The organism is Mycobacterium sp. NGS11, assembly GCF_059813315.1.
The window spans coordinates 386,342-411,066 of the sequence record NZ_JCALEJ010000002.1; the positions used below are offsets into that span (position 1 = coordinate 386,342).

Annotated in this window: 23 protein-coding genes; 14 read left to right on the forward strand and 9 right to left on the reverse strand. The window is 68.3% G+C overall.

Annotation, left to right across the window (positions count from 1 at the left end):
* Positions 1-20: 20 nt before the first annotated feature.
* From glnA (AC5Y4T_RS04530) to AC5Y4T_RS04565, 8 genes are all read left to right on the forward strand, one after another.
* The gene (glnA, locus tag AC5Y4T_RS04530; RefSeq protein WP_499915889.1) at positions 21-1,361 is read left to right on the forward strand and encodes a type I glutamate--ammonia ligase; all 1,341 of its coding nucleotides are present in this window, start codon (positions 21-23) and stop codon (positions 1,359-1,361) included.
* Between the two features lie 50 nt (positions 1,362-1,411).
* Positions 1,412-4,396, forward strand: a complete 2,985-nt coding sequence (locus AC5Y4T_RS04535) for a bifunctional [glutamine synthetase] adenylyltransferase/[glutamine synthetase]-adenylyl-L-tyrosine phosphorylase (protein WP_499952296.1) — start codon at positions 1,412-1,414, stop codon at positions 4,394-4,396.
* On the forward strand, positions 4,393-5,037 hold the full coding sequence (locus tag AC5Y4T_RS04540; RefSeq protein ID WP_499950643.1) for a PaaI family thioesterase: 645 nt from the start codon (positions 4,393-4,395) through the stop codon (positions 5,035-5,037). The genes AC5Y4T_RS04535 and AC5Y4T_RS04540 overlap by 4 nt, the downstream gene beginning before the upstream one ends.
* Positions 5,034-5,894 (forward strand): TIGR03619 family F420-dependent LLM class oxidoreductase, encoded by an 861-nt coding sequence (locus tag AC5Y4T_RS04545; protein WP_499915895.1) that lies wholly within the window; start codon positions 5,034-5,036, stop codon positions 5,892-5,894. Before AC5Y4T_RS04540 ends, AC5Y4T_RS04545 begins: the two co-directional genes overlap by 4 nt.
* A 153-nt stretch (positions 5,895-6,047) precedes the next feature.
* Entirely contained in the window at positions 6,048-6,305 is a 258-nt protein-coding gene (locus tag AC5Y4T_RS04550; protein ID WP_499952297.1) for an ANTAR domain-containing protein, read from the forward strand.
* Between the two features lie 65 nt (positions 6,306-6,370).
* Positions 6,371-6,544 (forward strand): hypothetical protein, encoded by a 174-nt coding sequence (locus AC5Y4T_RS04555; RefSeq protein WP_499915899.1) that lies wholly within the window; start codon positions 6,371-6,373, stop codon positions 6,542-6,544.
* Between the two features lie 231 nt (positions 6,545-6,775).
* Complete coding sequence (locus AC5Y4T_RS04560) at positions 6,776-6,913, forward strand: hypothetical protein (protein WP_499952298.1); 138 nt, start codon at positions 6,776-6,778, stop codon at positions 6,911-6,913.
* A gap of 206 nt (positions 6,914-7,119) precedes the next feature.
* Positions 7,120-7,458 carry a hemophore-related protein gene (locus AC5Y4T_RS04565; protein ID WP_499915903.1) on the forward strand — a complete coding sequence of 113 codons (339 nt, stop codon included), beginning with the start codon at positions 7,120-7,122 and terminating at the stop codon, positions 7,456-7,458.
* A 316-nt stretch (positions 7,459-7,774) separates the two neighbouring features.
* Here AC5Y4T_RS04565 and glnA (AC5Y4T_RS04570) read toward each other — a convergent pair whose 3' ends face one another.
* Positions 7,775-9,211: a type I glutamate--ammonia ligase gene (glnA, locus tag AC5Y4T_RS04570; protein ID WP_499915905.1), complete on the reverse strand. Its 1,437-nt coding sequence runs from the start codon at positions 9,209-9,211 to the stop codon at positions 7,775-7,777.
* A 243-nt stretch (positions 9,212-9,454) separates the two neighbouring features.
* Here glnA (AC5Y4T_RS04570) and AC5Y4T_RS04575 point away from each other — a divergent pair, with 243 nt between their 5' ends.
* Positions 9,455-9,877 carry an RDD family protein gene (locus AC5Y4T_RS04575; protein ID WP_067349554.1) on the forward strand — a complete coding sequence of 141 codons (423 nt, stop codon included), beginning with the start codon at positions 9,455-9,457 and terminating at the stop codon, positions 9,875-9,877.
* 70 nt (positions 9,878-9,947) lie between these two features.
* On the opposite strand, the gene AC5Y4T_RS04580 is transcribed toward AC5Y4T_RS04575, so the two are convergent.
* The 5 genes from AC5Y4T_RS04580 to sucB all read right to left on the reverse strand — a co-directional run bounded on the left by AC5Y4T_RS04580 (position 9,948) and on the right by sucB (position 15,227).
* Positions 9,948-10,700, reverse strand: coding sequence for a DUF4191 domain-containing protein (locus AC5Y4T_RS04580; RefSeq protein WP_499915907.1), 753 nt, complete (start codon positions 10,698-10,700; stop codon positions 9,948-9,950).
* 38 nt (positions 10,701-10,738) lie between these two features.
* A complete protein-coding gene (lipA, locus tag AC5Y4T_RS04585) occupies positions 10,739-11,680 on the reverse strand; it encodes a lipoyl synthase (protein ID WP_499915909.1) in 942 nt (313 codons plus the stop codon).
* Positions 11,677-12,375, reverse strand: a complete 699-nt coding sequence (gene lipB, locus AC5Y4T_RS04590; protein WP_499915911.1) for a lipoyl(octanoyl) transferase LipB — start codon at positions 12,373-12,375, stop codon at positions 11,677-11,679. The genes lipA and lipB overlap by 4 nt, the downstream gene beginning before the upstream one ends.
* Before the next feature lie 118 nt (positions 12,376-12,493).
* On the reverse strand, positions 12,494-13,417 hold the full coding sequence (locus tag AC5Y4T_RS04595; RefSeq protein ID WP_499915913.1) for a TIGR01777 family oxidoreductase: 924 nt from the start codon (positions 13,415-13,417) through the stop codon (positions 12,494-12,496).
* A 16-nt stretch (positions 13,418-13,433) separates the two neighbouring features.
* Complete coding sequence (gene sucB, locus AC5Y4T_RS04600; protein WP_499915914.1) at positions 13,434-15,227, reverse strand: 2-oxoglutarate dehydrogenase, E2 component, dihydrolipoamide succinyltransferase; 1,794 nt, start codon at positions 15,225-15,227, stop codon at positions 13,434-13,436.
* Positions 15,228-15,423: 196 nt separating this feature from the next.
* Between sucB and AC5Y4T_RS04605 the strand changes: the two genes are divergently transcribed.
* Positions 15,424-17,202: an SDR family oxidoreductase gene (locus AC5Y4T_RS04605; RefSeq protein ID WP_499952299.1), complete on the forward strand. Its 1,779-nt coding sequence runs from the start codon at positions 15,424-15,426 to the stop codon at positions 17,200-17,202.
* 6 nt (positions 17,203-17,208) lie between these two features.
* Here the strand turns inward: AC5Y4T_RS04605 and AC5Y4T_RS04610 are convergent, their stop codons facing one another.
* Complete coding sequence (locus AC5Y4T_RS04610) at positions 17,209-17,553, reverse strand: aminopeptidase (protein WP_499915918.1); 345 nt, start codon at positions 17,551-17,553, stop codon at positions 17,209-17,211.
* Between the two features lie 142 nt (positions 17,554-17,695).
* Between AC5Y4T_RS04610 and AC5Y4T_RS04615 the strand changes: the two genes are divergently transcribed.
* A complete protein-coding gene (locus tag AC5Y4T_RS04615; RefSeq protein ID WP_499915920.1) occupies positions 17,696-18,145 on the forward strand; it encodes an SRPBCC family protein in 450 nt (149 codons plus the stop codon).
* Positions 18,142-19,737, forward strand: a complete 1,596-nt coding sequence (locus AC5Y4T_RS04620; protein WP_499952300.1) for a phytoene desaturase family protein — start codon at positions 18,142-18,144, stop codon at positions 19,735-19,737. Before AC5Y4T_RS04615 ends, AC5Y4T_RS04620 begins: the two co-directional genes overlap by 4 nt.
* Here AC5Y4T_RS04620 and AC5Y4T_RS04625 read toward each other — a convergent pair.
* Complete coding sequence (locus AC5Y4T_RS04625) at positions 19,734-21,281, reverse strand: leucyl aminopeptidase (RefSeq protein WP_499952301.1); 1,548 nt, start codon at positions 21,279-21,281, stop codon at positions 19,734-19,736. The two genes, AC5Y4T_RS04620 and AC5Y4T_RS04625, sit on opposite strands and share 4 nt — an antisense overlap.
* A gap of 31 nt (positions 21,282-21,312) precedes the next feature.
* Entirely contained in the window at positions 21,313-22,416 is a 1,104-nt protein-coding gene (locus tag AC5Y4T_RS04630; RefSeq protein WP_499952302.1) for an adenylate/guanylate cyclase domain-containing protein, read from the reverse strand.
* A gap of 44 nt (positions 22,417-22,460) precedes the next feature.
* Here AC5Y4T_RS04630 and gcvT point away from each other — a divergent pair, with 44 nt between their 5' ends.
* Together gcvT and AC5Y4T_RS04640 are read left to right on the forward strand one after the other, a co-directional pair.
* Positions 22,461-23,555: a glycine cleavage system aminomethyltransferase GcvT gene (gene gcvT / locus AC5Y4T_RS04635; RefSeq protein WP_499952303.1), complete on the forward strand. Its 1,095-nt coding sequence runs from the start codon at positions 22,461-22,463 to the stop codon at positions 23,553-23,555.
* A gap of 54 nt (positions 23,556-23,609) precedes the next feature.
* Positions 23,610-24,719 (forward strand): branched-chain amino acid aminotransferase, encoded by a 1,110-nt coding sequence (locus AC5Y4T_RS04640; protein WP_499952304.1) that lies wholly within the window; start codon positions 23,610-23,612, stop codon positions 24,717-24,719.
* Positions 24,720-24,725 lie beyond the last annotated feature (6 nt).

Genomic DNA, 24,725 nt, shown 5'->3' on the forward strand with positions numbered 1-24,725 from the left:
AGTTGCATACTGTTCGGGATATGGATCGACAGAAGGAATTCGTCCTCCGCACCCTCGAGGAACGGGACATCCGCTTCGTTCGGCTGTGGTTCACCGATGTGCTCGGTTTCCTCAAGTCGGTCGCCATCGCCCCAGCCGAGCTCGAAGGCGCCTTCGAAGAGGGCATCGGCTTCGACGGATCCTCGATCGAGGGCTTCTCGCGGGTCTCGGAATCCGACACCGTGGCCAACCCCGACCCGTCCACCTTCCAGGTGCTGCCGTGGGCCTCGCCCAGCGGCCACCACCACTCGGCGCGGATGTTCTGCGACATCACCATGCCGGACGGATCGCCGTCGTGGGCCGATCCGCGGCACGTGCTGCGCCGGCAGCTGCAGAAGGCCAACGACCTGGGCTTTTCCTGCTACGTCCACCCGGAGATCGAATTCTTCCTGCTCAAGCCGGGCCCGGACGACGGGACGCCGCCGGATCCCGTCGACAACGCCGGCTACTTCGATCAGGCCGTTCACGACTCCGCGTCGAACTTCCGCCGCCACGCGATCGAAGCCTTGGAATTCATGGGCATCTCGGTGGAATTCAGCCACCACGAGGGCGCGCCCGGCCAGCAGGAGATCGACCTGCGGTTCGCCGACGCCCTGTCGATGGCCGACAATGTGATGACGTTCCGCTACGTCATCAAGGAGGTCGCGATCGAGAACGGCGCCCGCGCGACCTTCATGCCCAAGCCGTTCGGGCAGCATCCCGGCTCGGCGATGCACACCCACATGAGCCTGTTCGAGGGTGACGTCAACGCGTTCCACAGCCCCGACGACCCGCTGCAGCTCTCGGATGTCGGTAAGTCCTTCATCGCCGGGATCCTCGAGCACGCCTCGGAGATCAGCGCGGTCACCAACCAATGGGTCAACTCGTACAAGCGATTGGTTGGGGGCGGCGAGGCGCCGACCGCCGCATCGTGGGGTGCGGCCAACCGGTCCGCGCTGGTGCGGGTGCCCATGTACACGCCCCACAAGACGTCGTCGCGGCGCGTCGAGGTGCGCAGCCCCGACTCCGCGTGCAATCCGTACCTGGCCTTCGCCGTGCTGCTGGCCGCCGGACTGCGCGGGGTGGAGAAGGGCTACGTGCTTGGCCCGCAGGCCGAGGACAACGTGTGGGACTTGACCGCCGAGGAACGCATCGCGATGGGCTATCGCGAGCTGCCGACCAGCCTGGACAGCGCGCTTCGCGCCATGGAGTCCTCCGAGCTGGTCGCGGAAACCTTGGGGGAGCACGTATTTGACTTCTTCCTGCGCAATAAGCGCACGGAGTGGGCCAACTATCGCAGCCACGTCACCCCGTACGAACTGAGGACGTACCTCTCGCTGTAGCCCGTATCGGGCGCCGATCAGGCTGAAGATCGGCTGGTTGCGCTACGGTCGTGGTCGTGACCAAACCCGCGACGCAGCGCCCCAGGCTGCCCAGCGTCGGCCGGCTCGGGTTGGTCGATCCGCAAGCGGCCGAACGCATGGCGCAGCTGGGTTGGTACGAGCACGACGATCAGGCCCACGTCGATCTGCTCTGGTCGCTGTCGCGGGCGGCGGACCCCGACGCCGCGCTGCTCGCCCTGGTCCGGTTGTCGGAGAACCCCGATGCCGGATGGGATCAGCTCAATGCCGCGTTGCTCGCCGAGCGCCCGCTGCGCGGCCGGCTGTTCGGCGTGCTCGGCTCGTCGCTGGCCCTTGGTGATCACCTGATCGCCCAGGCTGGCTCCTGGAAGCTCTTGCGCGGCAACGTCAAACTCCCCACCCACGACCAGCTGTGCGCCATGTTCACCGAGTGCGTCGACGAATCGCTGGCGGCGCCGGGCTCGGCGATGGTGCGCCTGCGCACGCTGTACCGCGACCAACTGCTGATACTGGCGGCGCTGGATTTGGCCGCGACGGTCGAGGACGAACCGGTGGTCCCGTTCACCGTGGTGGCGGCCCACCTGTCGGACCTGGCCGATGCCGCGCTGGCCGCCGCGCTGCGGGTGGCCGAGAACAGCGTGTGCGGCGACCGGACGCCGCCACGGCTGGCGGTCATCGCGATGGGCAAATGCGGTGCCCGAGAACTGAATTACGTCAGCGACGTCGACGTCATCTTCGTCGGCGAGCAGGCCGACGCGGTCACCACCCGGGTGGCCAGCGAGATGATGCGGCTGGCCTCCGAGGCGTTCTTCCAAGTCGACGCCGGGCTGCGGCCGGAGGGGCGCAGCGGTGAACTGGTTCGCACCGTCGAGTCGCACATCGCCTACTACCAGCGGTGGGCGAAGACCTGGGAGTTCCAGGCGCTGCTGAAAGCCCGTGCGGCGGTGGGCGACGCGGAGCTCGGGCGGCGCTATTTGGACGCGCTGATGCCGATGGTCTGGGTCGCCTGCGAGCGTGAGGACTTCGTGGTCGAGGTGCAGGCCATGCGCCGCCGGGTCGAACAACTGGTGCCCGCCGAGGTCCGCGGCCGCGAGATCAAGCTCGGCAGCGGCGGATTGCGCGACGTGGAATTCGCCGTGCAGCTCCTGCAGCTGGTGCACGGCCGCGGCGACGACTCGCTGCACGTGGCGTCGACGGTGGACGCGCTGGCCGCGCTGGGCCAGGGCGGCTACATCGGACGCGAGGACGCGGCCAACCTCACCGCCTCCTACGAGTTCCTTCGGCTCCTCGAGCACCGGTTGCAGCTGCAGCGGCTCAAGCGCACCCACTTGCTGCCCGAGGCCGACGACGAGGAGGCGGTGCGCTGGCTGGCGCGGGCCGCCCACATCCGGCCGGACGGGCGCCACGACGCGGCCGGGGTGCTGCGCGAGGAATTGCGACACCAGAACCTGCGGGTTTCCCAGCTGCACGCCAAGCTCTTCTATCAGCCGCTCCTGGAGTCCATCGGCCCGGCCGGGCTGGACATCGCCCGCGGCATGACCTCCGAAGCCGCCGAGCGCCAACTGGCGGCGCTGGGTTACGAGGGCCCGCAGACCGCGCTGAAGCACATGTCGGCCCTGGTCAACCACAGCGGGCGGCGCGGCCGCGTGCAGTCGGTACTACTGCCCCGGTTGCTGAACTGGATGTCGTACTCGCCCGATCCCGATGGCGGGCTGCTGGCGTACCGGCGGCTGTCCGAGGCGCTGTCCGGCGAAAGCTGGTATCTGGCCACGCTGCGCGACAAGCCCGCGGTGGCCCGCCGGCTCATGCAAGTGCTGGGGACCTCGGCGTACGTGCCGGACCTGCTGATGCGAGCGCCGCGGGTCATTCAGGATTACAGCGACGGGCCGTCCGGCCCGAGGCTGCTCGAGACCGAGCCCGCCGCGGTGGCCCGCGCGCTGGTCGCATCGGCCGGCCGTTACTCCGACCCGGTGCGGGCGATCGCCGGGGCGCGCACGCTGCGGCGCCGCGAGTTGGCCCGCATCGCATCCGCCGACCTGCTCGGCATGCTCGAGGTCACCGACGTGTGCGCGGCGCTGACCTCGGTCTGGGTGGCGGTCCTGCAGGCGGCGCTGGAGGCGATGATCCGGGCCAATTTGCCCGTGAACGGGAAGGCGCCGGCCGCGATCGCGGTCATCGGCATGGGCCGGCTGGGCGGCGCCGAGTTGGGTTACGGATCCGACGCCGACGTCATGTTCGTGTGCGAACCCGCCTCCGGTGTTGAGGATTCGGTGGCGGTGCGCTGGGCGACGGGTGTCGCCGAGCAGGTGCGGGCGCTGCTGGGGACGCCCAGCGTCGACCCGCCGCTGGAGGTCGACGCCAACCTGCGGCCCGAGGGCCGCCAGGGTCCGCTGGTGCGCACCCTGGCCTCCTACGCCGCGTACTACGAGCAGTGGGCGCAGCCGTGGGAGATTCAGGCGCTGTTGCGGGCGCACTCGGTTGCCGGCGACGCAGAGTTGGGGCAGCGGTTCCTGCTGATCGCCGACAAGACGCGGTATCCGTCGGACGGGGTGTCCAGCGAAGCGATGCAGGAGATCCGGCGGATCAAGGCCCGTGTGGATTCCGAGCGGTTGCCGCGCGGCGCGGACCCCAACACCCACACCAAGCTGGGGCGTGGGGGACTGGCCGACGTCGAGTGGACCGTGCAGCTGCTGCAATTGCGGCACGCTCACGAGATCCCGGCGCTGCACAACACCTCGACCTTGCAGTGCCTCGACGCGATCGCTGCGGCCGACCTGGTGCCCGCCGACGAGGTGGAGCTGTTGAGGCAGGCCTGGCTGACGGCGACCCGGGCGCGCAACGCGCTGGTGCTGGTCCGCGGTAAGCCCACCGACCAGCTGCCCGGCCCCGGCCGCCAGCTCAACGCGGTCGCCGTGGCCGCGGGCTGGCCGACGGATGAGGGCGGCGAATTCCTGGACAGCTATCTTCGGGTGACACGACGAGCAAAAGCGGTGGTGCGCAAGGTGTTTGGAAGTTGAGTCAGGAGGCCGGCGCGTTGGACGCCATATTCGAGGTGCTCAGCGCGGCGGAGGCCGAGCGGGTGACCGCGCTGTATGCTCCGCTGGCCGGTGCGGTCCGCGAGCTCGTCGACGCCACCATCCGGACCGAGGCGGACGACGAGGTTGTCGCCGAGGCCAGGAAAGCGATCGAGGCCGTCACCGCATCGTTGCGGCAGCGCACCCGCCCGCTCGGGGTGAGCTATCGCGTCAACGGACGCCCGCTGCCGTTGGGCAACGCAGCTATCGGCGTCTGCAACCCCATCGCCCCGCCGATCGTCGTGCAGCACGAAGGCGAAGGCCGCTGCTGGAGCGAATTCACCCTCGGTTCGGCCTACGAGGGCCCGCCCAAACTGGTGCACGGTGGCGTCAGCGCCCTGGTGCTCGACCACATGCTCGGCGAGGCGGCCAGCGAGGGGCTGTCGAAGGCGCGTTTCACCGGAACCATCACGGTGAAGTATCTGCGCGGCACCCCGCTGGGCCCGCTTCGCTGCGAGGCGTGGGTCGACGGCAAGGAGGGCCGCAAAGTCTTTGCGCGCGGCACCATTTCGGATGCCGCCGGCGTCACGGTCGAGGCCGAGGGCGTCTTCATCGAGCCGGCCTGGGCGCAGGAGACGCAGTGAAGTTCTACATCAGCAGCGCCTTCCTGAACACCCGCGAGATCATCGAGCTTGCCAAGGCCGCCGACGAGCTGGGCTATGACGGGATCGGTATCCCCGACCACGTCGTCAATCTGGAGACCCTGGACACGCCGTACCCGTACACCAAAGACGGCCAGCGGCGCTGGCAGCCCTTCACCGACTGGCCCGATCCCTGGGTCCTCGTCGGTGCGCTGGCGCAGGTCACCACGAGGTTGCGGTTCGTCAACACCGTCTATATCCCCGCGATGCGCAACCCGTACTCGGCGGCGAAAGCCATTGGCACCGCGGCGGTTTTGGCGTCCGGCCGGGTGGAGCTGGGTATCGGCGTGGGGTGGTGCCGTGAGGAATTCGCCTTGATGGGCGAGCAATTCGAGGCTCGTGGCAAGCGCACCGACGAGATCATCGAGCTGATGCGGGCGCTGTGGGCGCCGGGCTGGACGGAGTTCGAGGGCCAGTTCTATCGGGCACCGCGGCTCGAAATGCAGCCGACGCCGCCACCAATTCCGGTCTATGTCGGCGGCCTGTCCGACATCGCGCTGCGGCGTGCGGCCCGCAACGACGGCTGGATCGGCGATTTGATCAAGTCCGAGCAGGCCATCGACGCGGTCGGGAGGCTGCGGGAGATGCGCGCCGAAAACGGTTTGGCCATGGACGATTTCACCATCCTGACGCCGCTGACCGACGCGTTCACCACCGCCGACTATCAGCGGGTCGAGGATGCGGGCATCACCGGCATCATCACGATGCCGTGGATGTTCTACGCCGGGCCGCACGCCAGCCTGGACGACAAGATCGATGGCATGCAACGCTTCCGCAAGGATCTGGCACTCGACGGCTAGCGGCGCGACATGAAAAGTGGCGCAGGGGCCTGGCTATTGTCGCGGGGACCCCGGGTCGGCCCGCTCACGGCACGAAAAATCGGAGCATAATTGGGCCATAGGCCGAAGCCGGCTTTGCTCATGACCGGGCGGCTTCGGCCAGATTGGAAAAGCATGATGACCGACCATTCCAATGCGAGTCAGCTCTCGCCCGCTGAGCTCATCGAGCAAGCCCTCGACGTCATCATGAACCGGTTCGATCTCGACGCCGAACAAGCGATGAAAGTGCTTCGCAGCATCTCACGCGAAACGTGCACGCAGATGTGCGTGGTCGCCGAGCAACTAGTCAAGGACAACGGCACTGTGGGCCCCCTGCACCCTGAAAAAGATGCGCTGCTGCGGCTGGTTCGTCGCGACGAAACAATAGCTTGACGGCCATTGCCGTTGCGGACTCAACAAATGCGATTAACAACGCGGTCGGCGGGTAAACACACGCAATGGCGCGTGATATCAGGATTATCGACGCCGAACTGCGATCCGTGGCGGCACTGCGCCGTGCGGCTCGAGAACACGGCGGTCCGTTGCCGTCGATAGACGCGGCGGATGCGCTGCTCGACGAACGCTACGAGCTGACGCGCTTCACCCCTGTCCGAGAAGTCGCGAAGGCGTAGGGGTTCTCCGACCCGCCCGTCAGGTGGGCCGGTGGCGGATACCGGGGCGCTCTCCGGTAGCCCAAATGTCGTACTCGAACGCCGGCGGCATAGGCGCGTACTTCGAGCCGTCAACAAGCGGCCCTCCAGCGTTTCGCCCAATATTGCACACACGCCCAATGGCAGCGTTAGCATTCAATGGTCGCGGTACTCAGGTGCCCGGACGATGTGGCTGGAAGAAAGGTGTGATCGATGAGGACGAAGAGCACCAAGAAGATGCTGAAAGTTGTCGCATTGGCCGCAATGCTGACCGGTGTGATGTTGGGGTCGACGGGCTGCATAATGATCGACCTCGCCCCCGCTCCCGTCTACGTCGCGCCAGTCGGCTGATTGACGGCTGAATGACGATTTTCGCCGGTTCGTCGTCGACCTGACGACCGACGTCGAGATTTGCTGCCGGCAGGGCGCGGGCAGTTCTCACCAAATCGCCCGGGCCCTCGACTCCGGCGAGCGCCCCTGCCGGCTGAGATTCGGATATCGCCTCCCTGGTCGTCGGGTTGCGTTAAAGTCTGCGCGGTCAGGGAAGGAGTTCACACATGACCAAACTGTCATTGACCAGACTCGGCATTGCAGTTGGTGGTTTGACGCTGGCGTTCACCGCTGGGGCCGGGGTCGCGTCTGCAGACCCCGACTTGAGTCCCGCCGTCAACACCACCTGCACGTATGACCAGCTCGTCGCTGCCTTGAACGCGCAAGACCCAACGCTCGCCGCGATTTTCAACAATTCGCCAGATGCGCAGGCGGGTTTGCGTCAATTCATCGCTGGGTCGCCCAGCCAACGGAGGCAATTGGCCCAGCAGATAGTGAGCGATCCGGATAGCCAGCCATACATCGGAGTTCTGCAGCGAAGCTTCGATACCTGCAATAACTTCTAAACGGCTCGGGGGGCTGCCGATGCGCCCGCGCAACGGCTTCGGGAACAGTCACGGCTTCGCACCCGACTTGCCGCTGGCCCCGAAATCTATTGGTGCGCAGCGGAACTGGCCCGGCAGTACAGAACGTCGTCAACGCTTCTCTGACATACACCACAGCGGCGCCGGATTGCACCGACAGACCACCGGCCGCACTCGCAGCATGCCGATGAGTCCACCCGCTCGGCGATCGGTGCGGTGATCGCGAAGCGGATGGACCCATTCGGAACTACTGCGGCGCTACGACTCAGAGCGTTCCGGCTCGTAGCCGTCAGCCGGCTTACACGTCGTAGTACAGCGCGAATTCGTAAGGGTGCGGCCGGATCTGGACCGGCAGGATTTCGTTCTCGCGCTTGAAGTTGATCCACGTCTCGATGAGGTCGGGCGTGAACACGCCGCCCTCGGTGAGGTATTCGTGGTCTTCTTCCAGCCGGTCGATTACCGCGGACAGCTGCGTGGGCGCCTGCGGAATGTTGGCAGCCTCCTCGGGTGGCAGCTCGTAGAGGTCCTTGTCGACTGGGGCCTGCGGCTCGATCTTGTTCTTGATGCCGTCCAGGCCGGCCATCAGCATGGCCGAGAACGCCAGGTACGGGTTGCCCGACGAGTCGGGGCAACGGAACTCGAGCCGCTTGGCCTTCGGGTTGGTGCCGGTGATCGGGATGCGGACACACGCCGACCGGTTGCGCTGGCTGTAGACCAGGTTGATCGGCGCCTCGTAGCCCGGCACCAGACGCTTGTAAGAGTTCACGGTGGGGTTGGTGAACGCCAGCAGCGACGGCGCGTGGTGCAGCAGGCCGCCGATGTAGTGGCGGGCGGTGTCCGACAGGCCGGCATACCCGGTCTCGTCGTACATCAGCGGGCTGCCGTCCTTCCACAGCGACTGGTGGGTGTGCATGCCGGAGCCGTTGTCGCCGAACAGCGGCTTGGGCATGAACGTGACGGTCTTGCCGTTCTGCCAGGCCGTGTTCTTGACGATATACTTGTAGAGCATCATGTCGTCGGCCGCGTGCAGCAGCGTGTTGAACTTGTAGTTGATCTCGGCCTGGCCGCCGGTGCCTACCTCGTGGTGGCCCTTCTCCAGGCTGAAGCCGGCCGTGATCAGGTTGGACAGCATCTTGTCGCGGAGGTCGACGTAGTGGTCGACCGGGGCGACGGGGAAGTAGCCACCCTTCGGGCGCACCTTGTAGCCCCGGTTCGGGCTGCCGTCCAGCTCATTCGGCGAGCCGGTGTTCCACCAGCCCGCGATCGCGTCGATCTCGTAGAACGAGCCGTTGGTGCGCGAGTCGAAGCTCACCGAGTCGAAGATGTAGAACTCCGCCTCGGCGCCGAAGTAGGCGGTGTCGGCCACTCCGGTGCTGATCAGGTAGTTCTCGGCCTTGCGGGCGATGTTGCGCGGGTCGCGCGAGTACGGCTCGAGCGTGAACGGGTCGTGCACGAAGAAGTTGAGGTTCAGCGTCTTGGCTTCGCGGAACAAGTCGATCTGCGCCGTCGCGGGATCGGGGAGGAGCAGCATGTCGGATTCGTGAATGGACTGGAATCCGCGAATCGACGAGCCATCGAAGGCCAGGCCGTCCTCAAAAACGCTCTCGTCGAAGAACGAAATCGGGATTGTGAAATGCTGCATGATGCCGGGCAGGTCACAGAACCGGACGTCGACAAATTCGACGTTTTCGTCCTTGGCGAGCTTGAAGACGTCGTCGGGCGTCGTTTCCGTCACAGAGTGCTCCTTTACTTGGTGAGATCCGCGGCCTGACGCTATGGAGCAGATGTTGCCCGTCAGTCAACCCGATGTTGCGCGCACGTTACGTGACCATGCCACACGCTAGAAGTGGCCACTTCGGCGCGGGTTCTATTGTGGGGCCATGGATCGCAAGATCGTATCTTTTCCGGTGTCCTGGCGCACCGCCAGCCCTGCTTACCATGCCGTTTCGGCCAGTCATTCGGACTCCGGTCCGCGCCGATGATGGCGGAATCGCGATCCGCATACCCCGGGGAAAAGCTCGGATTTCCGCAGAGCGGACCGGGCTCCCTGGCGCCGATGGGGCGGCGGTTGGGCGCGTTGATGATCGACTGGCTGATTTCCTACGGTTTGGCCGCGCTGGCCATGCGGCTCGGCTGGTTCTCCCAACCGGCGCTGGCCACCGCCGTCCTGGTGATCTGGTTCGTGCTGGGCGTGGTCTTTCTGCGACTGTTCGGGTTCACCCCTGGGCAGCTGGCGCTACGGCTGCAGGTCGTGACGGTCGACGGGCGCGGGTCGGTTGGCCTGGGCCGGGCCGTGGTGCGCGGCGTGCTGGTCGGGACCGTGGTGCCTGCGTTGTTCACCGACTTCGACGGCCGCGGAATGCAGGACCGGCTGACCGCGACGGCCGTGGTGCGGCGCTGACCTGATGGCGCCGACCCGTTGCGCCCGGCTTCGCCGCGCTTACGATCGGCGCTGACCTGATGGCGCCGAACTACTTGCGGCGGACCGTGCGCTGTACGCCGCGCATCTTGCCCGAGTTGGGCAGCGGCCCCTTGGGCAGGACGGCGGCGCCGGCCCGCGACCCGAGCGCGGTCAACCGCGACTCAAGCGTGTCCATCTGCTTGACGGTGATGTTGGCCGGCAGCCGGGTGAGGTGGCGCTCCAGCTTGGCCAGCGGCACCTCGTCCTGCCCGTTGCCGACGATGATGTCGTAGATCGGCACGTCCCCGATCAGCCGGGCGGTGCGCTTCTTCTCCTGCGCCAGCAGCGGTCGAACCCGCGTGGCGGCTCCCTCGCCGACCAGGATGACGCCGGGCCGGCCGATCACCCGGTGAACGGCGTCTAAGTGGCCGGTCGCGGCCACCCCCGGGGTCACCCGCCACTTGCCCCGCAAGTTATCCAAAGCCCATGCGGCAGCCCCGGTTTGGCCTTCGGCTTTGCGGTAGACCGATTTCTGGGCGCGGCGGCCGAACACGATGAAGGCGACCAGGCCGCCCAGCACCACGCCGAGCGGGATCAGGGTGATCATCGTCAGCCCGCCGGCCCAGATACCGACCCCGACCGAGATACCGACGATCAGCAGGAAGGCGCCGATCATGTAGGGCAGGAGGCGCTTGTCCTCTTGGCGCTGAATCTTGAACGCCTGCCACAGCTGGGTGCGGCGCTCCCGCGCGGCGGCCTTGCGGGCAGCCTGCGCCTCCGCCCGGGCGGCCTTGTTCTCAGCGGCATTGCGGGGTTTAGCCATAGTCAAAGAATACGTAGGGCCGAGACCGGCCGACGCCGCTACCGTGCCGCGGCGTCGTCGGCGCGGCTGCGGGCGGCTTGCTCGTAGAGCCGTCCCGCGCGGTAGGACGAGCGGACCAGCGGCCCGGCCAGCACCCCGGCGAAGCCCAACTCCTCGGCGTAGTGCGCGAACTCGACGAATTCCTCCGGCTTCACCCAGCGCTCCACGGGGTGGTGACGGGCCGACGGGCGCAGGTACTGGGTGATGGTGATGATGTCGCAGCCGGCGTCGTGCAGGTCGGCAAGCGCGGTGTGCACCTCTTGTGGGGTCTCGCCCATACCGAGGATGAGGTTGCTCTTGGTGACCAGGCCGAAGCCGCGCGCCGCGGTCAGCACGTCGAGGCTGCGCCGGTAGGTGAAAGCCGGCCGGATCCGTTTGAAGATGCGTGGCACCGTTTCGACGTTGTGCGCCAACACTTCCGGGCGCGACTCGAACACCTCGGCGAGCCGGGTGGGCTCGCCGTTGAAGTCGGGGATCAACAGCTCGACGCCGGTCGACGGGTTGAGTTCCTTGATGGCGCGCACGGTCTCGGCGTACAACCAGGCCCCGCCGTCGGGCAGGTCGTCGCGGGCCACCCCGGTGACGGTGGCGTAGCGCAGGCCCATCGTGCGCACGCTGTCGGCGACCCGCCGGGGCTCGTCGCGATCCAGCTGCGCGGGCTTTCCGGTGTCGATCTGGCAGAAGTCGCAGCGGCGGGTGCACTGATCACCGCCGATCAGGAAGGTGGCCTCCCGGTCCTCCCAGCATTCGAAGATGTTGGGGCAGCCGGCCTCCTCGCACACCGTGTGCAGCCCTTCGTGCCGGACCAGGCTCTTGAGCTGGGTGTACTCCGGCCCCATCCGGGCCCGCACCCTGATCCACGGCGGTTTGCGCTCGATGGGGGTCTCGGCGTTGCGCACCTCCAGGCGCAAAAGCTTGCGTCCCTCCGGTGCGACAGTCACATCGCTGATGCTACGCGCGCGGCGAGGTGGTCACGGACCGGCAGCACCCCGTCCAGGGCGTCACAGACGGCGTCGCCGACCGCCGTCTGGACATCGTCGACCGACACCGGGCGGCGCAGCTCGGCCGACAGTGACGTCACCCCGGCGTCGCTGATGCCGCACGGCACGATGGCGCGGAACGCCTTCAGATCGCAGTCGCAGTTGAGCGCGAACCCGTGCAGGGTCGTCGCGCGCGACACCCGGACGCCGATGGCGGCCACTTTGCGGTCGGGCCGGCCCTCGTCGCCCGGCACCCACACCCCGGACCGCCCGGGAACCCGGCCAGCGTCCAGGCCGAGGTCGGCGCAGACCTTGATCAGCGCCTCTTCCAGGCGCCGCACGTAGTCGACCACGTCGAGCGGTTCGGCCAGCCCGATGATCGGATACCCGACCAACTGGCCGGGACCGTGCCAGGTGATCTTGCCGCCACGGTCGGTGTCGACGACGGGCGTGCCGTCGACCGGCCTCTCGTGCGGCTCGGTGCGCCGCCCCGCGGTGTAGACCGCGGGATGCTCCAGCAGCAGCAGTGTGTCGCTGCCGCCGGCCACCCGGGCCTCGGCCAGATCGCGCTGCTGCTGCCAGGCCACGCGGTAGTCGACCGTGCCCAAGTGGCGGACATCGATCAAGGCCTGGCTGGACCGGATGGAATCGATCACGTTCGCGACGCTACCCCTGCGGCGGCTGCGATGCGCGTCACGCTGGTGCCACGCTGGTCCCGCGGCGTCACGCTGGCGTGTCCCCAGCTCGGCGCGCGGAATGCACGCAAGCGCGGAGCTAGTCGTGGTCGCGCCGGGCGGTCGCGTAGGCGAGCGCCTCGCCAATGGTGTTGTGGTGGAAGGCGAAACCGGCACGCTCCAGCGCGGACGGGATGGCGCGCTGCCCCATCAGCAGGCCCTCGTCGGCGAACTCGCCCAGCGCGGCCCGGATCGCAAAACCGGGCACCATCAACGGGGTTGGGCGGTTGACCGCCCGCCCGAACGCGGTGGTGAACTCGGCGTTGGTGACCGGAGCGGGCCCGGTCATGTTCACCGGGCCGGTCAGCTCGGGCTCGAAAATGGCGAACAACAGCGCACGCACTTCGTCTTCGAGCGTGATCCACGACATGTACTGCCGCCCGCTGCCCAGCCGGGCGCCCAGCCCGGCGCGAAACAACGGCCGCAACCGGCCCAACGCGCCACCGGCGGAGGAGAACACCAGCCCGGTGCGGGCCAGCACCACCCGGGCGCCGCCGTACTGGGCGGGCAGCGTGGCGGCTTCCCAGTCCTCGCACAGCCTGGCCAGGAAACCCGTTCCCGCACGGTCATTTTCATCGACAACGCGGTCCTTGGTGTTGCCGTAGAAGCCCACCGCGCTGGCGTTGACCATCGCCGCGACACCAGCGTCGGCGACCGCACGCGCCAATACTTCGGTGGGAGTGATGCGGCTGTCGCGCAGACTCTGCTTGAACGCGCCCGACCAGCGCCGCCTGCTGATGTTGACACCGCACAGGTTGACGACGGCGTCGACGTCGCCGAGCGTATCGGGATCGAGGTCACCGGTCTCGGGATCCCAGTGCAGCTCGTCGGCGTTCGCCGGGGCCCGGCGCACGATGCGCAACACCCGGTGATCGGCGGCGCGCAGGGCGGCGGTGAGGGCGGAGCCGATCAGGCCGGACGAACCCGCAATCGCGATGACGGCGTTCTGACCAGCGCGAGCCACGTTTCGCTTGTCCTTCTTATAGGCCGAGGTCGGCCTCGAAGGCTCCCTCTTCGAGCCGGTGCTTGATGGTGGTCAGGAACCGGCCGGCGTCTGCGCCGTCGATGAGTCGGTGGTCATAGGTCAGGGGGAGGTAGCAGATCGAGCGGACGCCGATCGATTCGTTGCCGAACTCGTCGACGATCACCCGCGGGCGCTTGACGATCGCGCCGGTGCCCAGCATGGCGGCCTGCGGCGGAACCAGGATCGGGGTGTCGAACAGCGCGCCCTGGCTACCGATGTTGGTGATGGTGAAGGTGCCGCCGGACAGCTCGTCGGGCTTCAGGTCGCCCGACCGGGCACGCGCGGCGATGTCGGCGATCGCCCTGGCCAGCCCGGCCAGGGACAGGTCGCCCGCGTTGTGCACGACGGGGGAGAGCAGGCCCTGTTCGGTGTCGACCGCGAAGCCGAGGTGCTCGGCGTCGTAGTAGGTGATCTCCTTGGTGGCCTCGTTGTAGCTCGCGTTGACGTTGGGGTGGACCTTCAGCGCGTCGATCACGGCTCGGGCGATGAACGGCAGGAAGGTCAGATTCACCCCCTCGCGCTCGGCGAAAGCCGCCTTGGCCCTGGCCCGCAACCCGACCAGCCTGGTCATGTCGACCTCGTGGGTCTGGGTGAGTTGGGCTGTCGCCTGCAGGGATTCCCGCGTTTTGTTCGCGGTGATCTGCCGGATCCGGCTGGCCTTCTGGGTGGTGCCGCGCAGGTGCGCCAGCGCCGGAGCCGGCGCGGGCGCCGCGGCGGCCTTGGGGGCGGCGGCCGCAGGGGCCGGCGCGGCCGCGGGCGCCTGGGTGGCCTGTTGCTTCTGTTGGGCGGCGGCCAGCACGTCTTGCTTGCGGATGCGGCCGCCCACCCCGGTGCCCGTGACCGAGTTGAGGTCGATGTTGTTTTCGGCGGCCAGTTTTCGCACCAGCGGCGTCACATACGGAGTGCCGTCGGTCCCGGAGCTCGCCGGCTGGGCCGCCGGTTGGGGCTGCGCCGGTTGGGCTTTCGGCTCCGGCGCGGGCTTGGGCTGCGGCGCAGGGGCAGGCGTGGGTTCGGGCTTGGGCTGCGCCTGGGGCTGGGGCGCCGGTTGCGGCTTGGGTTCGGGAGCCGGCGCGGGCGGGGGCGCAGGAGCGGCAGGTGCCGCGGGCGCGGCGGCGTCGGAACGGGCGCCGACGCGCGCCAGCTCGCCACCGACCGGCACGGTGGCGTCTTCCTCGGCGGTGATGCTGATCAGGACACCCGCCACCGGTGACGGGATCTCGGTGTCGACCTTGTCGGTGGACACTTCCACCAGGGCGTCGTCGACCTGGACCGAATCACCGACCTTCTTGAGCCAGCGGGTCACGGTGCCCTCGGTCACCGACTCGCCGAGTTCGGGCATCAACACCGGAGTCGCGTCGCCGCCACCGGAGCTTGGCTGGGTGGGCGGGGACGCCGGCTGGGCCTGGGGCTGCGGCTCCGGCTGGGGCTCGGGCTCGGGCTGCGCCTGCGGCTCCGGATCGCTGGGCGCCGGCGCGGCCGGCTGCGAGTCGCCACCCGCCGCGCCACCCTCGGAGGCGTCGCCGATGACGGCGAGCTCGCCGCCCACCTCGACCGTGTCGTCCTCCTGAGCGACGATCTTGGTCAGCACACCCGCGGCAGGCGAGGGGATTTCGGTGTCGACCTTGTCGGTGGACACCTCGACGAGCGGCTCGTCGAGCTCGACCGTGTCGCCTTCCTGCTTGAGCCAGCGGGTGACCGTCCCCTCGGTGACGCTCTCACCGAGTGCCGGCATCTGGACGGAGAAGGCCATCGTTGTTGACTCCTCGATCGCTCGTGGGTCGGGCGGGTCGATCAGCTCGCTTGCGGAAGGCGCAGTCGCAATCCAAACTATCCTGTCACTGCGCCCTCGTCGGCACACATCCAGGGCAGATACCCCGCGTCGGGCGGGTGACACCGATCACGCTTGCTACGGTGTGGCGACTGCAGCCAGAGCGGGGAGGTCGGAGATGCCGCCAACACAACAACTACCGCAGCGTTTCGTCGACAGCGCCGACGGCGCCCGCATCGCGGTGTACGAAGAGGGCAACCCCGAGGGCCCGACCGTCGTGCTGGTGCACGGCTTCCCCGATTCGCATGTGCTGTGGGACGGGGTCGTGCCGCTGCTCGCCGACCGATTCCGGATCATCCGCTACGACAACCGCGGTGTCGGCATGTCGTCGGTGCCCAAGCCGGTGTCGGCCTACAGCATGGACCGCTTCGCCGACGACTTCGCGGCGGTGACCGGCGAACTGAGCCCGGGCCGGCCCGTGCACGTGCTGGCCCACGACTGGGGCTCGGTGGGGGTATGGCACTACCTGAAGCGCCCGGGCGCCAGTGACCGGGTCGCCACGTTCACGTCGGTGTCCGGCCCCGCTCAGGACCAGCTGGTCGATTACATCTTCAGCGGCCTGCGCGCACCCTGGAAGCCGCGTACCTTCATCCGGGCGATCAGCCAGGCGCTGCGGCTGACCTACATGATCTTCTTCTCGATCCCGGTGCTCGCGCCGCTGTTGCTGCGGCTGACTCTGTCGGTGCCGGCGCTGCGGCGCAACGCCGTCGACAACCTCCCCGTCGAGCAGATCCACCACTCCGAGAAACTCGCCAGGGATGCCGCGCAATCGGTGAAGACCTACCCCGCCAACTACTTTCGGTCGTTCTCCGGTCGCAAGCAGGGCGTCGCGGTCATCGACGTGCCCGTGCAACTCATCGTCAACACCAAGGACAAGTACGTGCGGCCCTACGGCTACGACCACACGCCGCGCTTCGTGCCGCGGCTGTGGCGCCGCGACATCCAGGCCGGTCACTTCTCGCCGATGTCGCATCCTCAGGTGATGGCGGCCGCGGTGCGCGAGTTCGCCGACCAGGCCGAGGGCGGGCAGCCCAGCCGCGCGCTGCTGCGCGCGCAGGTGGGGCGTCCCCGCGGCTCGTTCGGGGACACCCTGGTGTCGGTCACCGGAGCCGGCAGCGGAATCGGCCGCGAGACCGCGTTAGCCTTCGCCCGCGAAGGCGCCGAGCTGGTGATCAGCGACATCGACGAAGCCGCCGTCAAGGCCACCGCAGCCGAGATCGCCACCCGCGGTGGCGTCGCGCACGCGTATGTGCTCGACGTGTCCGACGCGCAGGCGGTGGAGTCGTTCGCCGAGCGGGTCAGCGCCGAACACGGCGTGCCCGACATCGTCGTCAACAACGCCGGCATCGGGCACGCGGGTGGATTCCTGGACACCCCCGCCGAACAGTTCGACCGGGTGCTCGACGTCAACCTGGGCGGTGTGGTCAATGGGTGCCGGTCGTTCGCGCGGCGGATGGTCGAGCGCGGCACAGGCGGCTACATCGTCAACGTGTCGTCGATGGCGGCCTACGCGCCGCTGCAGTCGCTGAGCGCGTACTGCACGTCGAAGGCGGCGACCTACATGTTCTCGGACTGCCTGCGCGCCGAACTCGACGCCGCCGGGGTGGGCCTGACCACGATCTGCCCCGGGGTCATCGACACCAACATCATCAACACCACGAGGTTCGACGCGCCCGCCGGCAAGCAGGCCGACGCCGTCGACGGCCGGCGCGGCCAACTGGGCAAGATGTTCGCGCTGCGGCGCTACGGCCCCGACAAGGTCGCCAACGCGATCCTGTCGTCGGTCCAGAAGAAGAAACCGATTCGTCCGGTGGCGCCGGAAGCCTATGCGCTGTACGGGCTTTCGCGTGTCGCGCCGCAGGGGCTGCGCAACGCCGCGCGCATCCGGGTGATCTGAGGCGAACTAAACGCCAGGTGCTGCCGCCCCACGACGTCCCGTCAACAACGTCGCGCCGATCGCGATGACCCCGAGCACGGCCAGCGGTATCGCCCACGCGCGCCTGCTGCCAACCGACGATTGGCACTGCGCGACGTAATCGGTGTGGGGGATGATCTGGTTGAGAATGGGGATATTGGACCCATTGCTGTTGTTGGCGCTTCTGGCCGCGGAAAGGTCGGTCGCCACGGCGTTTCCGCAGCCGACCGAATGGCCGTTGCTGTCGGAGACCGACACTGGCGCCAGCAGTCCGATGATTCCGGCCAGCAGCAGCACGGCGCCCACACCGATGATCAACCGTCGCACCGTCATGGTTTCGCCTTTCGTCGTCCAGCATTTCGACCGCTAGGGAGATTATCCGCAGGCACGCGCCGGTAAACCCGAGGCTGAGGTCGAATAACCCCTCGATTGCCGGGTATCCGCCGCGGTAACGAAAGACATGAAGGGATTACAGGTGATCACTGCAACGCGTGAGGTGCCCGAGTCGTGTGAGCGGGTGTGGGAGGTGTTGGCCCAGGGCTGGACCTACACCCAGTGGGTGGTGGGGAACAGTCGTATGCGGGCCGTGGATCCGAACTGGCCGGAGCCGGGATCCTCGATCAGGCATTCAATCGGGATTTGGCCGATGGTGATCAACGACGCGACCATCGTCGAGGAGTGCGAACCGCCCCACAAGCTGGTGCTGCTTGCCCGGCTGGGTCCGCTGGGTGCCGCGCGAATCACCATGCTGTTGCACGAGATTCCCGAGGGCTGCCGGATCGAGATGATCGAGGTGCCCGCCGAAGGGCCGATGGCAGCCGTTCCAGATTCGCTTGCGCTGGCGGCGGCCTATCCGCGCAACAAGGAGTGCTTGTGGCGGTTGGCGGCTCTGTCGGAACGCCTGGAGCCGAGCCAGGTGAAGTGACCGTGGGCGACACCGTCGATGCCGTAGTCATCGGGGCGGGACACCACGGACTGGTGGCGGCGTCGATGCTGGCCGACGCGGGCTGGGACGTGCTGGTGCTGGAAGCCCAGCCCGAACCGGGCGGAGCCGTACGCAGCGCCGAGCTGACGCCGGGATACATCACCGACCTGTTCAGCTCCTACTATCCGATGACGGTGGCATCCCCGGCGATGACGGCGCTGCACCTGGAGGACCACGGGTTGCGGTGGTCGCATGCGCCCACGGTGGTTGGTCACCCGCGCAGCGCCGCCGACGACGACCCGCCGATCGTGTACCACGATCCGGCCCAGACCGCAGCGGAATTCGCGCGGCGAGCACCCGCCGACGGCGAGAACTGGTGGCGGCTGGTGGAGCTGTGGAACAAGATCAAGGCCCCACTGCTGGACGCCATGCTGGCGCCCTTCCCGCCGGTGCGTCCGCTGCTCGGGCTGTTGCGCCGACTCGGCACGCCGGAAGCGCTTCGGGTGGCGCGTCTGCTGGTGCAGCCGGCCAACGCCATGGCCAGTCAACTGTTCGAGGGTGAGGCGCCGCGAGTGTTGCTGTTGGGCAATGCAATGCACGCCGATGTTCCGCCGGACGCGCCGATCAGCGGCGCCATGGGTTTCCTGATGACGATGCTGGCCCAGGATCACGGCTGGCCGGTGCCGGTCGGCGGATCGGGTCAGCTCACCGCGGCGCTGGTGAATCGCGCCCGCTCGGCCGGAGCCCGAATCGAGTGCAACCAGAACGTTTCTCGCATCCAGGTGCGGGGCGGCCGGGCGGTCGGCGTGACCACCGCGCAGGGCCGATCGGTGGCTGCGCGCCGCGCCGTGGTGGCCGACGTGACGGCCCCCCGATTGTTCTGTGACATGCTGCCCGCGGACGCGGTGCCGCCGGCACTGCGTCGCGACCTTCAACATTACGAGTGGGATCCGCCGGTGGTGAAAGTCAATTATGCGCTGGCAACACCAGTTCCATGGCGAGCCCAGAATCTGCGGTCGGTGGGCACCGTGCACTTGGGAGCCGACGGGGACGGGCTGGTGCGCTGGATGGCCGACCTGAACACCCGCGTCATACCCGAGCATCCGTTCATGTTGTTGGGCCAGACCACCACCGCGGATCCCAGCAGATCGCCGGCCGGAACCGAAAGTGTCTGGGCCTACACGCATTTGCCGCGAAATGTATTTGACGACGCTGCAGCGGAGAAGTTGGCCGCGGCGGTGGACCGGGTCATCGAAGAGCACGCGCCGGGCTTCGGTTCGGCGGTGGTCGACCGGTTCGTGCAGCGGCCGTCGGATCTCGAGGCCAGCGACGCCAACCTGCATCTGGGGGCGCTCAACGGCGGAACCGCGCAGCTGCAACAGATGTTGGTCTTCCGGCCCGCGCCCGGCATGGGCCGCGCCGAAACACCGGTCGAGCGGCTCTATTTGGGCAGCGCATCGGCGACGCCGGGTGGCTCGGTGCACGGTGCGTGCGGGCGTAATGCGGCGAATGCCGCACTGGCCGCCGACGGCGCCACCGGCTGGCCACGCCGCAAATTGGGCCGCGCGGTGATCAGAAGGCTGACCGGCTAACCGTTTTCGGCGATGTCCTCGAGCACCGCGAACATGGTCCGTGTCGGCACGCCGGTGGAGCCCTTGGGGGAGTAGCCCCACGGGCTGCCGGTGTTGTAGGCCGGTCCGGCCACGTCGATGTGGGCCCAGCTCACGCCGTCGGCGACGAATTCACGCAGGAACACTCCGGCCACCAGCATGCCGGCGAAGCGTTGCCCGCTGATGTTCGACAGGTCGGCGACCGTGGACTTCAGGTCTTCCTTGAGTTCGTCGGGCAGCGGCATCGGCCAGCCGTTCTCGCCGACCTGCTGCGAGATCGATGCGACGCGGTCGCGGAACTCGTCACTGCCCATCACCCCGGGGACCCGGGCGCCCAGCGCCACCGTCTGCGCGCCGGTCAGCGTGGACGTCTCGATCAGGTAATCGGGTTTGTCCTCGCACGCCCGCACGATGGCGTCGGCCAAAATGAGCCGGCCCTCGGCGTCGGTGTTCTGCACCTCGACCGTGATGCCGCCGTACTGCGTCAGGACGTCGCCCGGGCGCTGCGCCGTGGCCGACGGCATGTTCTCGGCCATCGGCACGGTGGCGATCACGTCGATCGGGAGTTTGCGCTGCGCGGCCAGTGCGACGGTCGCGATCACGGCGGCTGCACCGCCCATGTCCGAGGTCATGTGGTGCATGCCCGCGGCCGGCTTGATCGAGATGCCGCCGGTGTCGAACGTGACGCCCTTGCCGACCAGCGCGACTCGCTTGGTTTGCTTCGATTTCTTGGCCAGCTTCGCACCGCGGTGGGTCAGGCGGACCAGCCGTGGCGGGCGTGACGAGCCCTGCCCGACGCCGATGATCCCGCCGTAGCCGCCCTTCTGCAGCGCCTTGTCGTCCAAGACTTCCACCTCGAGGCCGACGGACTCGCCCAAAGCTTTTGCACGCCTGGCGAATTCGGCGGGGAACAGGTGGCTGGGCGGAGTGTTGACGAAGTCGCGCGCGGTGGCGACGGCGGTCGCCACCGCGGCCGCGTGGGCGGCGTCGTCCTTGGCGTCCTTCGCGGTGGCGAGCACCGTGATCTTGCCCAGCCCCTGGTCTTTCGGGGCCGTCTTGTCGCTGCGGAATTCGGTGAAGCGGTAGCTGCCCAGGATCAGGCCCTCGACGGTGGCCGCAACGACGCCCGCGCCGGGCAGTTCGGCCAGCGTGGTGATCACCGCTTCGGTCTTGCCGAGCGAGCGCGCGGCGACACCGGCGGCCCGACGGATGGTGTCGGCCGGCCACTCCGACCGCGGTTTGCCCAGGCCGATCGTCAGCACGCTGGACACCGGCAGCGACGGCACCACCAACCGATGCACCTGTTCGGCGCCGCCGGTGGCCTCCAGCGCACGCAGACCCGATTCGATCTCAGCGACCGCCCCGGACGACAGGAACGGCTCGGCCGCCGCAACGGCCGCCCCCGGCTTGTCGTCCTCGCCGGTCGAGACGACGGGCACGATCAGCACGGTGGACGCGGCGGCCCGCCGGGGCAGCGAGGAGGCGACGGTGACGGAAGGGGCCTGATATCCGGGTTCGGTACTCACGCGTAACCACCCTAGTCACCGCGGAGCGGTCTTAGCTCGGTGGCGTCCGGCCCCTCAGCTCGAAAGCCGGCACCGGGTCGTCAAATCCCTTGAGCAGCAACGGGCCGTAAGCATCCGCGGGCCAGTCCGGCAACTCGTCGTGCAGCGCCGAGTCGGCAAGAATCTGGTTCGGATTCGCGGCCGCCACGAGTCGCGCCGCCAAGTTGACCGGGCCGCCGAAGTAGTCGCCGTTGATCGCCAGGACGCTGCCGTAGGCAAGGCCGGCGCGCACCTGCAGACCTTCCTCGCGCGCCCGCGGATGGTCGACGAGATCGACCGCCGCCCTGACGAGTTGCTCGGGCGACGCGCTCACCCACATCACCTCGTCGCCGATGAACTTCACCACCCGGCCGCCATCGCGAAGGACGACGTCTGAGACGGTTCCGGCGAACTCGTTCAGCAGGTCGGACAACTGCGCGGGGGTAAGTGCGTTGGTGAGCACGGTGAAGCCGGACAGATCGGCAAAACCGATCCCGCACACCACGCTCGCCGAGGTGTCGCGAAGGACGCCCTCGAAGTGGGTCCGGGCGCCGGTCAGGTGGTGGCGGTGCACGACGTCGATCAGCGGACCGATGCGGGGGACGAACTCCGCGACCGCGCGGTAGGCCTGCGCCGTGGCGAGCTCGTCGTGGGTGTGGGTCATCTGGATGTCCGGCGTCCCGGCGCGGATCGCCGTCGACTCGGCCTCCGCGAGCCGCGCCATCGCGGCGCCGAGGACCCGCAGCATGCCGTGCGCGCCGTCCTCACCGACCACCACCTTGAGCGCGACCCAGGTCGACAGGGCGTCGACGTCGGCCTGGCTCAGCACGGGAACGTCGGGACCGGCGACCGTCAGGCCGAGCAAAGCCCAGGCGTGCGCCACCTCTTCGGCCGGTATGCCGAGTTGGGAGGCCGCGGCTCGCACGGTGTAGATCGGGCGGCCCGACCAGGCCAGGACATCACCGGCAAGCCCGAACAGCCGGCCGCGCCGCTCGGCTTCGACCATGTCGTCGACCGTGAAGCCAAGATCGCCGAGGTACTTGATCAGGTCGGCGCGTTCTCGCGGGTTTGCGATCCCGGCGGCCGCAAGCTCGTCGAAGTCGTACGACTCGGACACCTGCCCAAGTGTGCCAGCATCGGAGCGGATTAGGGTGGGACGCCGTGAGCGAGCTGCAGCACGGACCGCTGGAAGACCGTCATCGCGATCTGGGCGCGAGCTTCGCCGAGTTCGGCGGCTGGCTCATGCCGGTGTCGTATGCCGGCACCGTCAGCGAGCACAATGCGACCCGCAACGCGGTCGGCCTCTTTGATGTCAGCCATCTCGGCAAGGCGATGGTCCGCGGGCCGGGGGCGGCGCAGTTCGTCAACGCCGCGCTCACCAACGACCTGAATCGCATCGGGCCGGGCAAGGCGCAGTACACGTTGTGCTGCACCGAATCCGGCGGCGTCGTCGACGACCTGATCGCCTACTACGTCGACGACGACGAGATCTTCCTGGTGCCCAACGCCGCCAACACCGCCGCCGTCGTCGACGCGCTGCAGGCCGCCGCGCCGACCGGGCTGACGATCACCAATCAGCACCGCGCGTACACGGTGCTGGCCGTGCAGGGACCGCGATCGGTCGACGTGCTCGGCGAGCTGGGTCTGCCCACCGACATGGATTACATGGCGTACGCGGACACGTCGTTCTCCGGCGTGCCGGTGCGGGTCTGCCGCACCGGCTACACGGGAGAGCACGGCTACGAGCTGCTGCCGCCGTGGGACTCCGCCGGTGTGGTGTTCGACGCCCTGGCCGCGGCGGTCAGGGCTGCCGGGGGCGAGCCGGCCGGCCTGGGCGCGCGCGACACCCTGCGCACCGAAATGGGTTATCCGCTGCACGGCCACGAACTCGCACTCGACATCTCCCCGCTGCAGGCCCGCTGCGGCTGGGCGATCGGCTGGAAGAAGGAAGCGTTCTTCGGCCGCGACGCCCTGCTGGCCGAGAAGGAGGCGGGCCCGACGCGGCTGCTGCGCGGGCTGCGGATGGTGGACCGCGGCGTGCTGCGCGCGGGGCTGACGGTGCTCGCCGGCGACACTCCGGTGGGAGTCACCACCTCGGGCACGTTCTCCCCGACGCTGCAGGCCGGGATCGCGCTGGCGCTGATCGACACCGATGCCGGAGTGAAGGACGGTCAGCAGATCACCGTCGACGTCCGCGGCCGTCGCGCCGCGTGTGAAGTCGTGCGCCCGCCGTTCGTCGCGGTGAAAACGCGTTAGCCGCGCCGCTTGCGCGGCGAAATCCGATTCGTTTGGCGGATATACAATCGGCCAATGACCAGTGGCTCCCTCGAGTTCACGGTTTCGCGCTCGGCAAACCCGGCAACCGATGACGAACGCGAAACCATCCTGGCCGAGCCCGGTTTCGGCAAGTACTTCACCGATCACATGGTGTCGATCGACTACGACGAGACCGGCGGAGGTTGGCACAACGCCCGGGTCATCCCGTACGGCCCCATCGAGCTGGACCCGTCGGCGATCGTGCTGCACTACGCGCAGGAGATCTTCGAGGGACTCAAGGCCTACCGCTGGGCCGACGGCTCGATCGTGTCGTTTCGCGCCGAGGCCAACGCCGCCCGGCTACGGTCCTCGGCGCGCCGGCTCGCCATCCCGGAGCTGCCCGAAGAGCTGTTCATGGAATCGCTGCGCCAGCTCATCGCCGTCGACAACGCGTGGGTTCCGGCCGCCGGCGGCGAGGAGGCGTTGTACCTGCGCCCGTTCGTCATCGCCACCGAGCCCGGATTGGGGGTGCGTCCGTCCAAGCGCTACCGATACCTGCTGATCGCCTCGCCGGCCGGCGCCTACTTCAAGGGGGGCGTCAGCCCGGTCACCGTCTGGGTGTCGACGGAGTACGTGCGGGCCAGCCCCGGCGGGACGGGCGCGGCAAAGTTCGGCGGCAACTACGCGGCCTCGCTGTCGGCGCAGGTCGAGGCCGCGGCCAACGACTGCGATCAAGTGGTGTGGCTGGACGCCGTCGAACGGCGCTTCGTCGAAGAGATGGGCGGGATGAACATCTTCTTCGTGTTCGGCAGCGGCGGGTCGGCGCGACTGGTCACCCCGGAGCTGTCCGGCTCGCTGCTGCCCGGCATCACCCGAAACTCGTTGCTGCAGCTGGCCATTGACGCCGGGTTCGCCATCGAGGAACGCCGGATCGACATCGACGAATGGCAGAAGAAGGCCGCCGCCGGGGAGATCACCGAGGTGTTCGCCTGCGGCACCGCCGCGGTCATCACCCCGGTCTCTCAGGTGAAGTACGGCGACACCGAGTTCACCGTCGCCGACGGCCAACCCGGCGAGGTGACGATGGCGCTGCGCGATACCCTGACCGGCATTCAGCGTGGCACGTTCGCCGACACTCACGGCTGGATGGCAAAGCTGGGCTGACGCGCT

Excerpts from the sequence above, each read along its gene's own strand:
- AC5Y4T_RS04580 (WP_499915907.1), bottom strand. The coding sequence starts at position 10,700 with ATGGCTAAACCCCGCAATGCCGCTGAGAACAAGGCCGCCCGGGCGGAG.
- AC5Y4T_RS04610 (WP_499915918.1), bottom strand. The coding sequence starts at position 17,553 with ATGACGGTGCGACGGTTGATCATCGGTGTGGGCGCCGTGCTGCTGCTG.
- AC5Y4T_RS04605 (WP_499952299.1), top strand. The coding sequence starts at position 15,424 with ATGCCGCCAACACAACAACTACCGCAGCGTTTCGTCGACAGCGCCGAC.
- glnA (WP_499915889.1), top strand. The coding sequence starts at position 21 with ATGGATCGACAGAAGGAATTCGTCCTCCGCACCCTCGAGGAACGGGAC.
- AC5Y4T_RS04560 (WP_499952298.1), top strand. The coding sequence starts at position 6,776 with ATGAGGACGAAGAGCACCAAGAAGATGCTGAAAGTTGTCGCATTGGCC.
- AC5Y4T_RS04550 (WP_499952297.1), top strand. The coding sequence starts at position 6,048 with ATGATGACCGACCATTCCAATGCGAGTCAGCTCTCGCCCGCTGAGCTC.
- sucB (WP_499915914.1), bottom strand. The coding sequence starts at position 15,227 with ATGGCCTTCTCCGTCCAGATGCCGGCACTCGGTGAGAGCGTCACCGAG.
- AC5Y4T_RS04555 (WP_499915899.1), top strand. The coding sequence starts at position 6,371 with ATGGCGCGTGATATCAGGATTATCGACGCCGAACTGCGATCCGTGGCG.
- AC5Y4T_RS04565 (WP_499915903.1), top strand. The coding sequence starts at position 7,120 with ATGACCAAACTGTCATTGACCAGACTCGGCATTGCAGTTGGTGGTTTG.
- AC5Y4T_RS04640 (WP_499952304.1), top strand. The coding sequence starts at position 23,610 with ATGACCAGTGGCTCCCTCGAGTTCACGGTTTCGCGCTCGGCAAACCCG.
- AC5Y4T_RS04575 (WP_067349554.1), top strand. The coding sequence starts at position 9,455 with ATGATGGCGGAATCGCGATCCGCATACCCCGGGGAAAAGCTCGGATTT.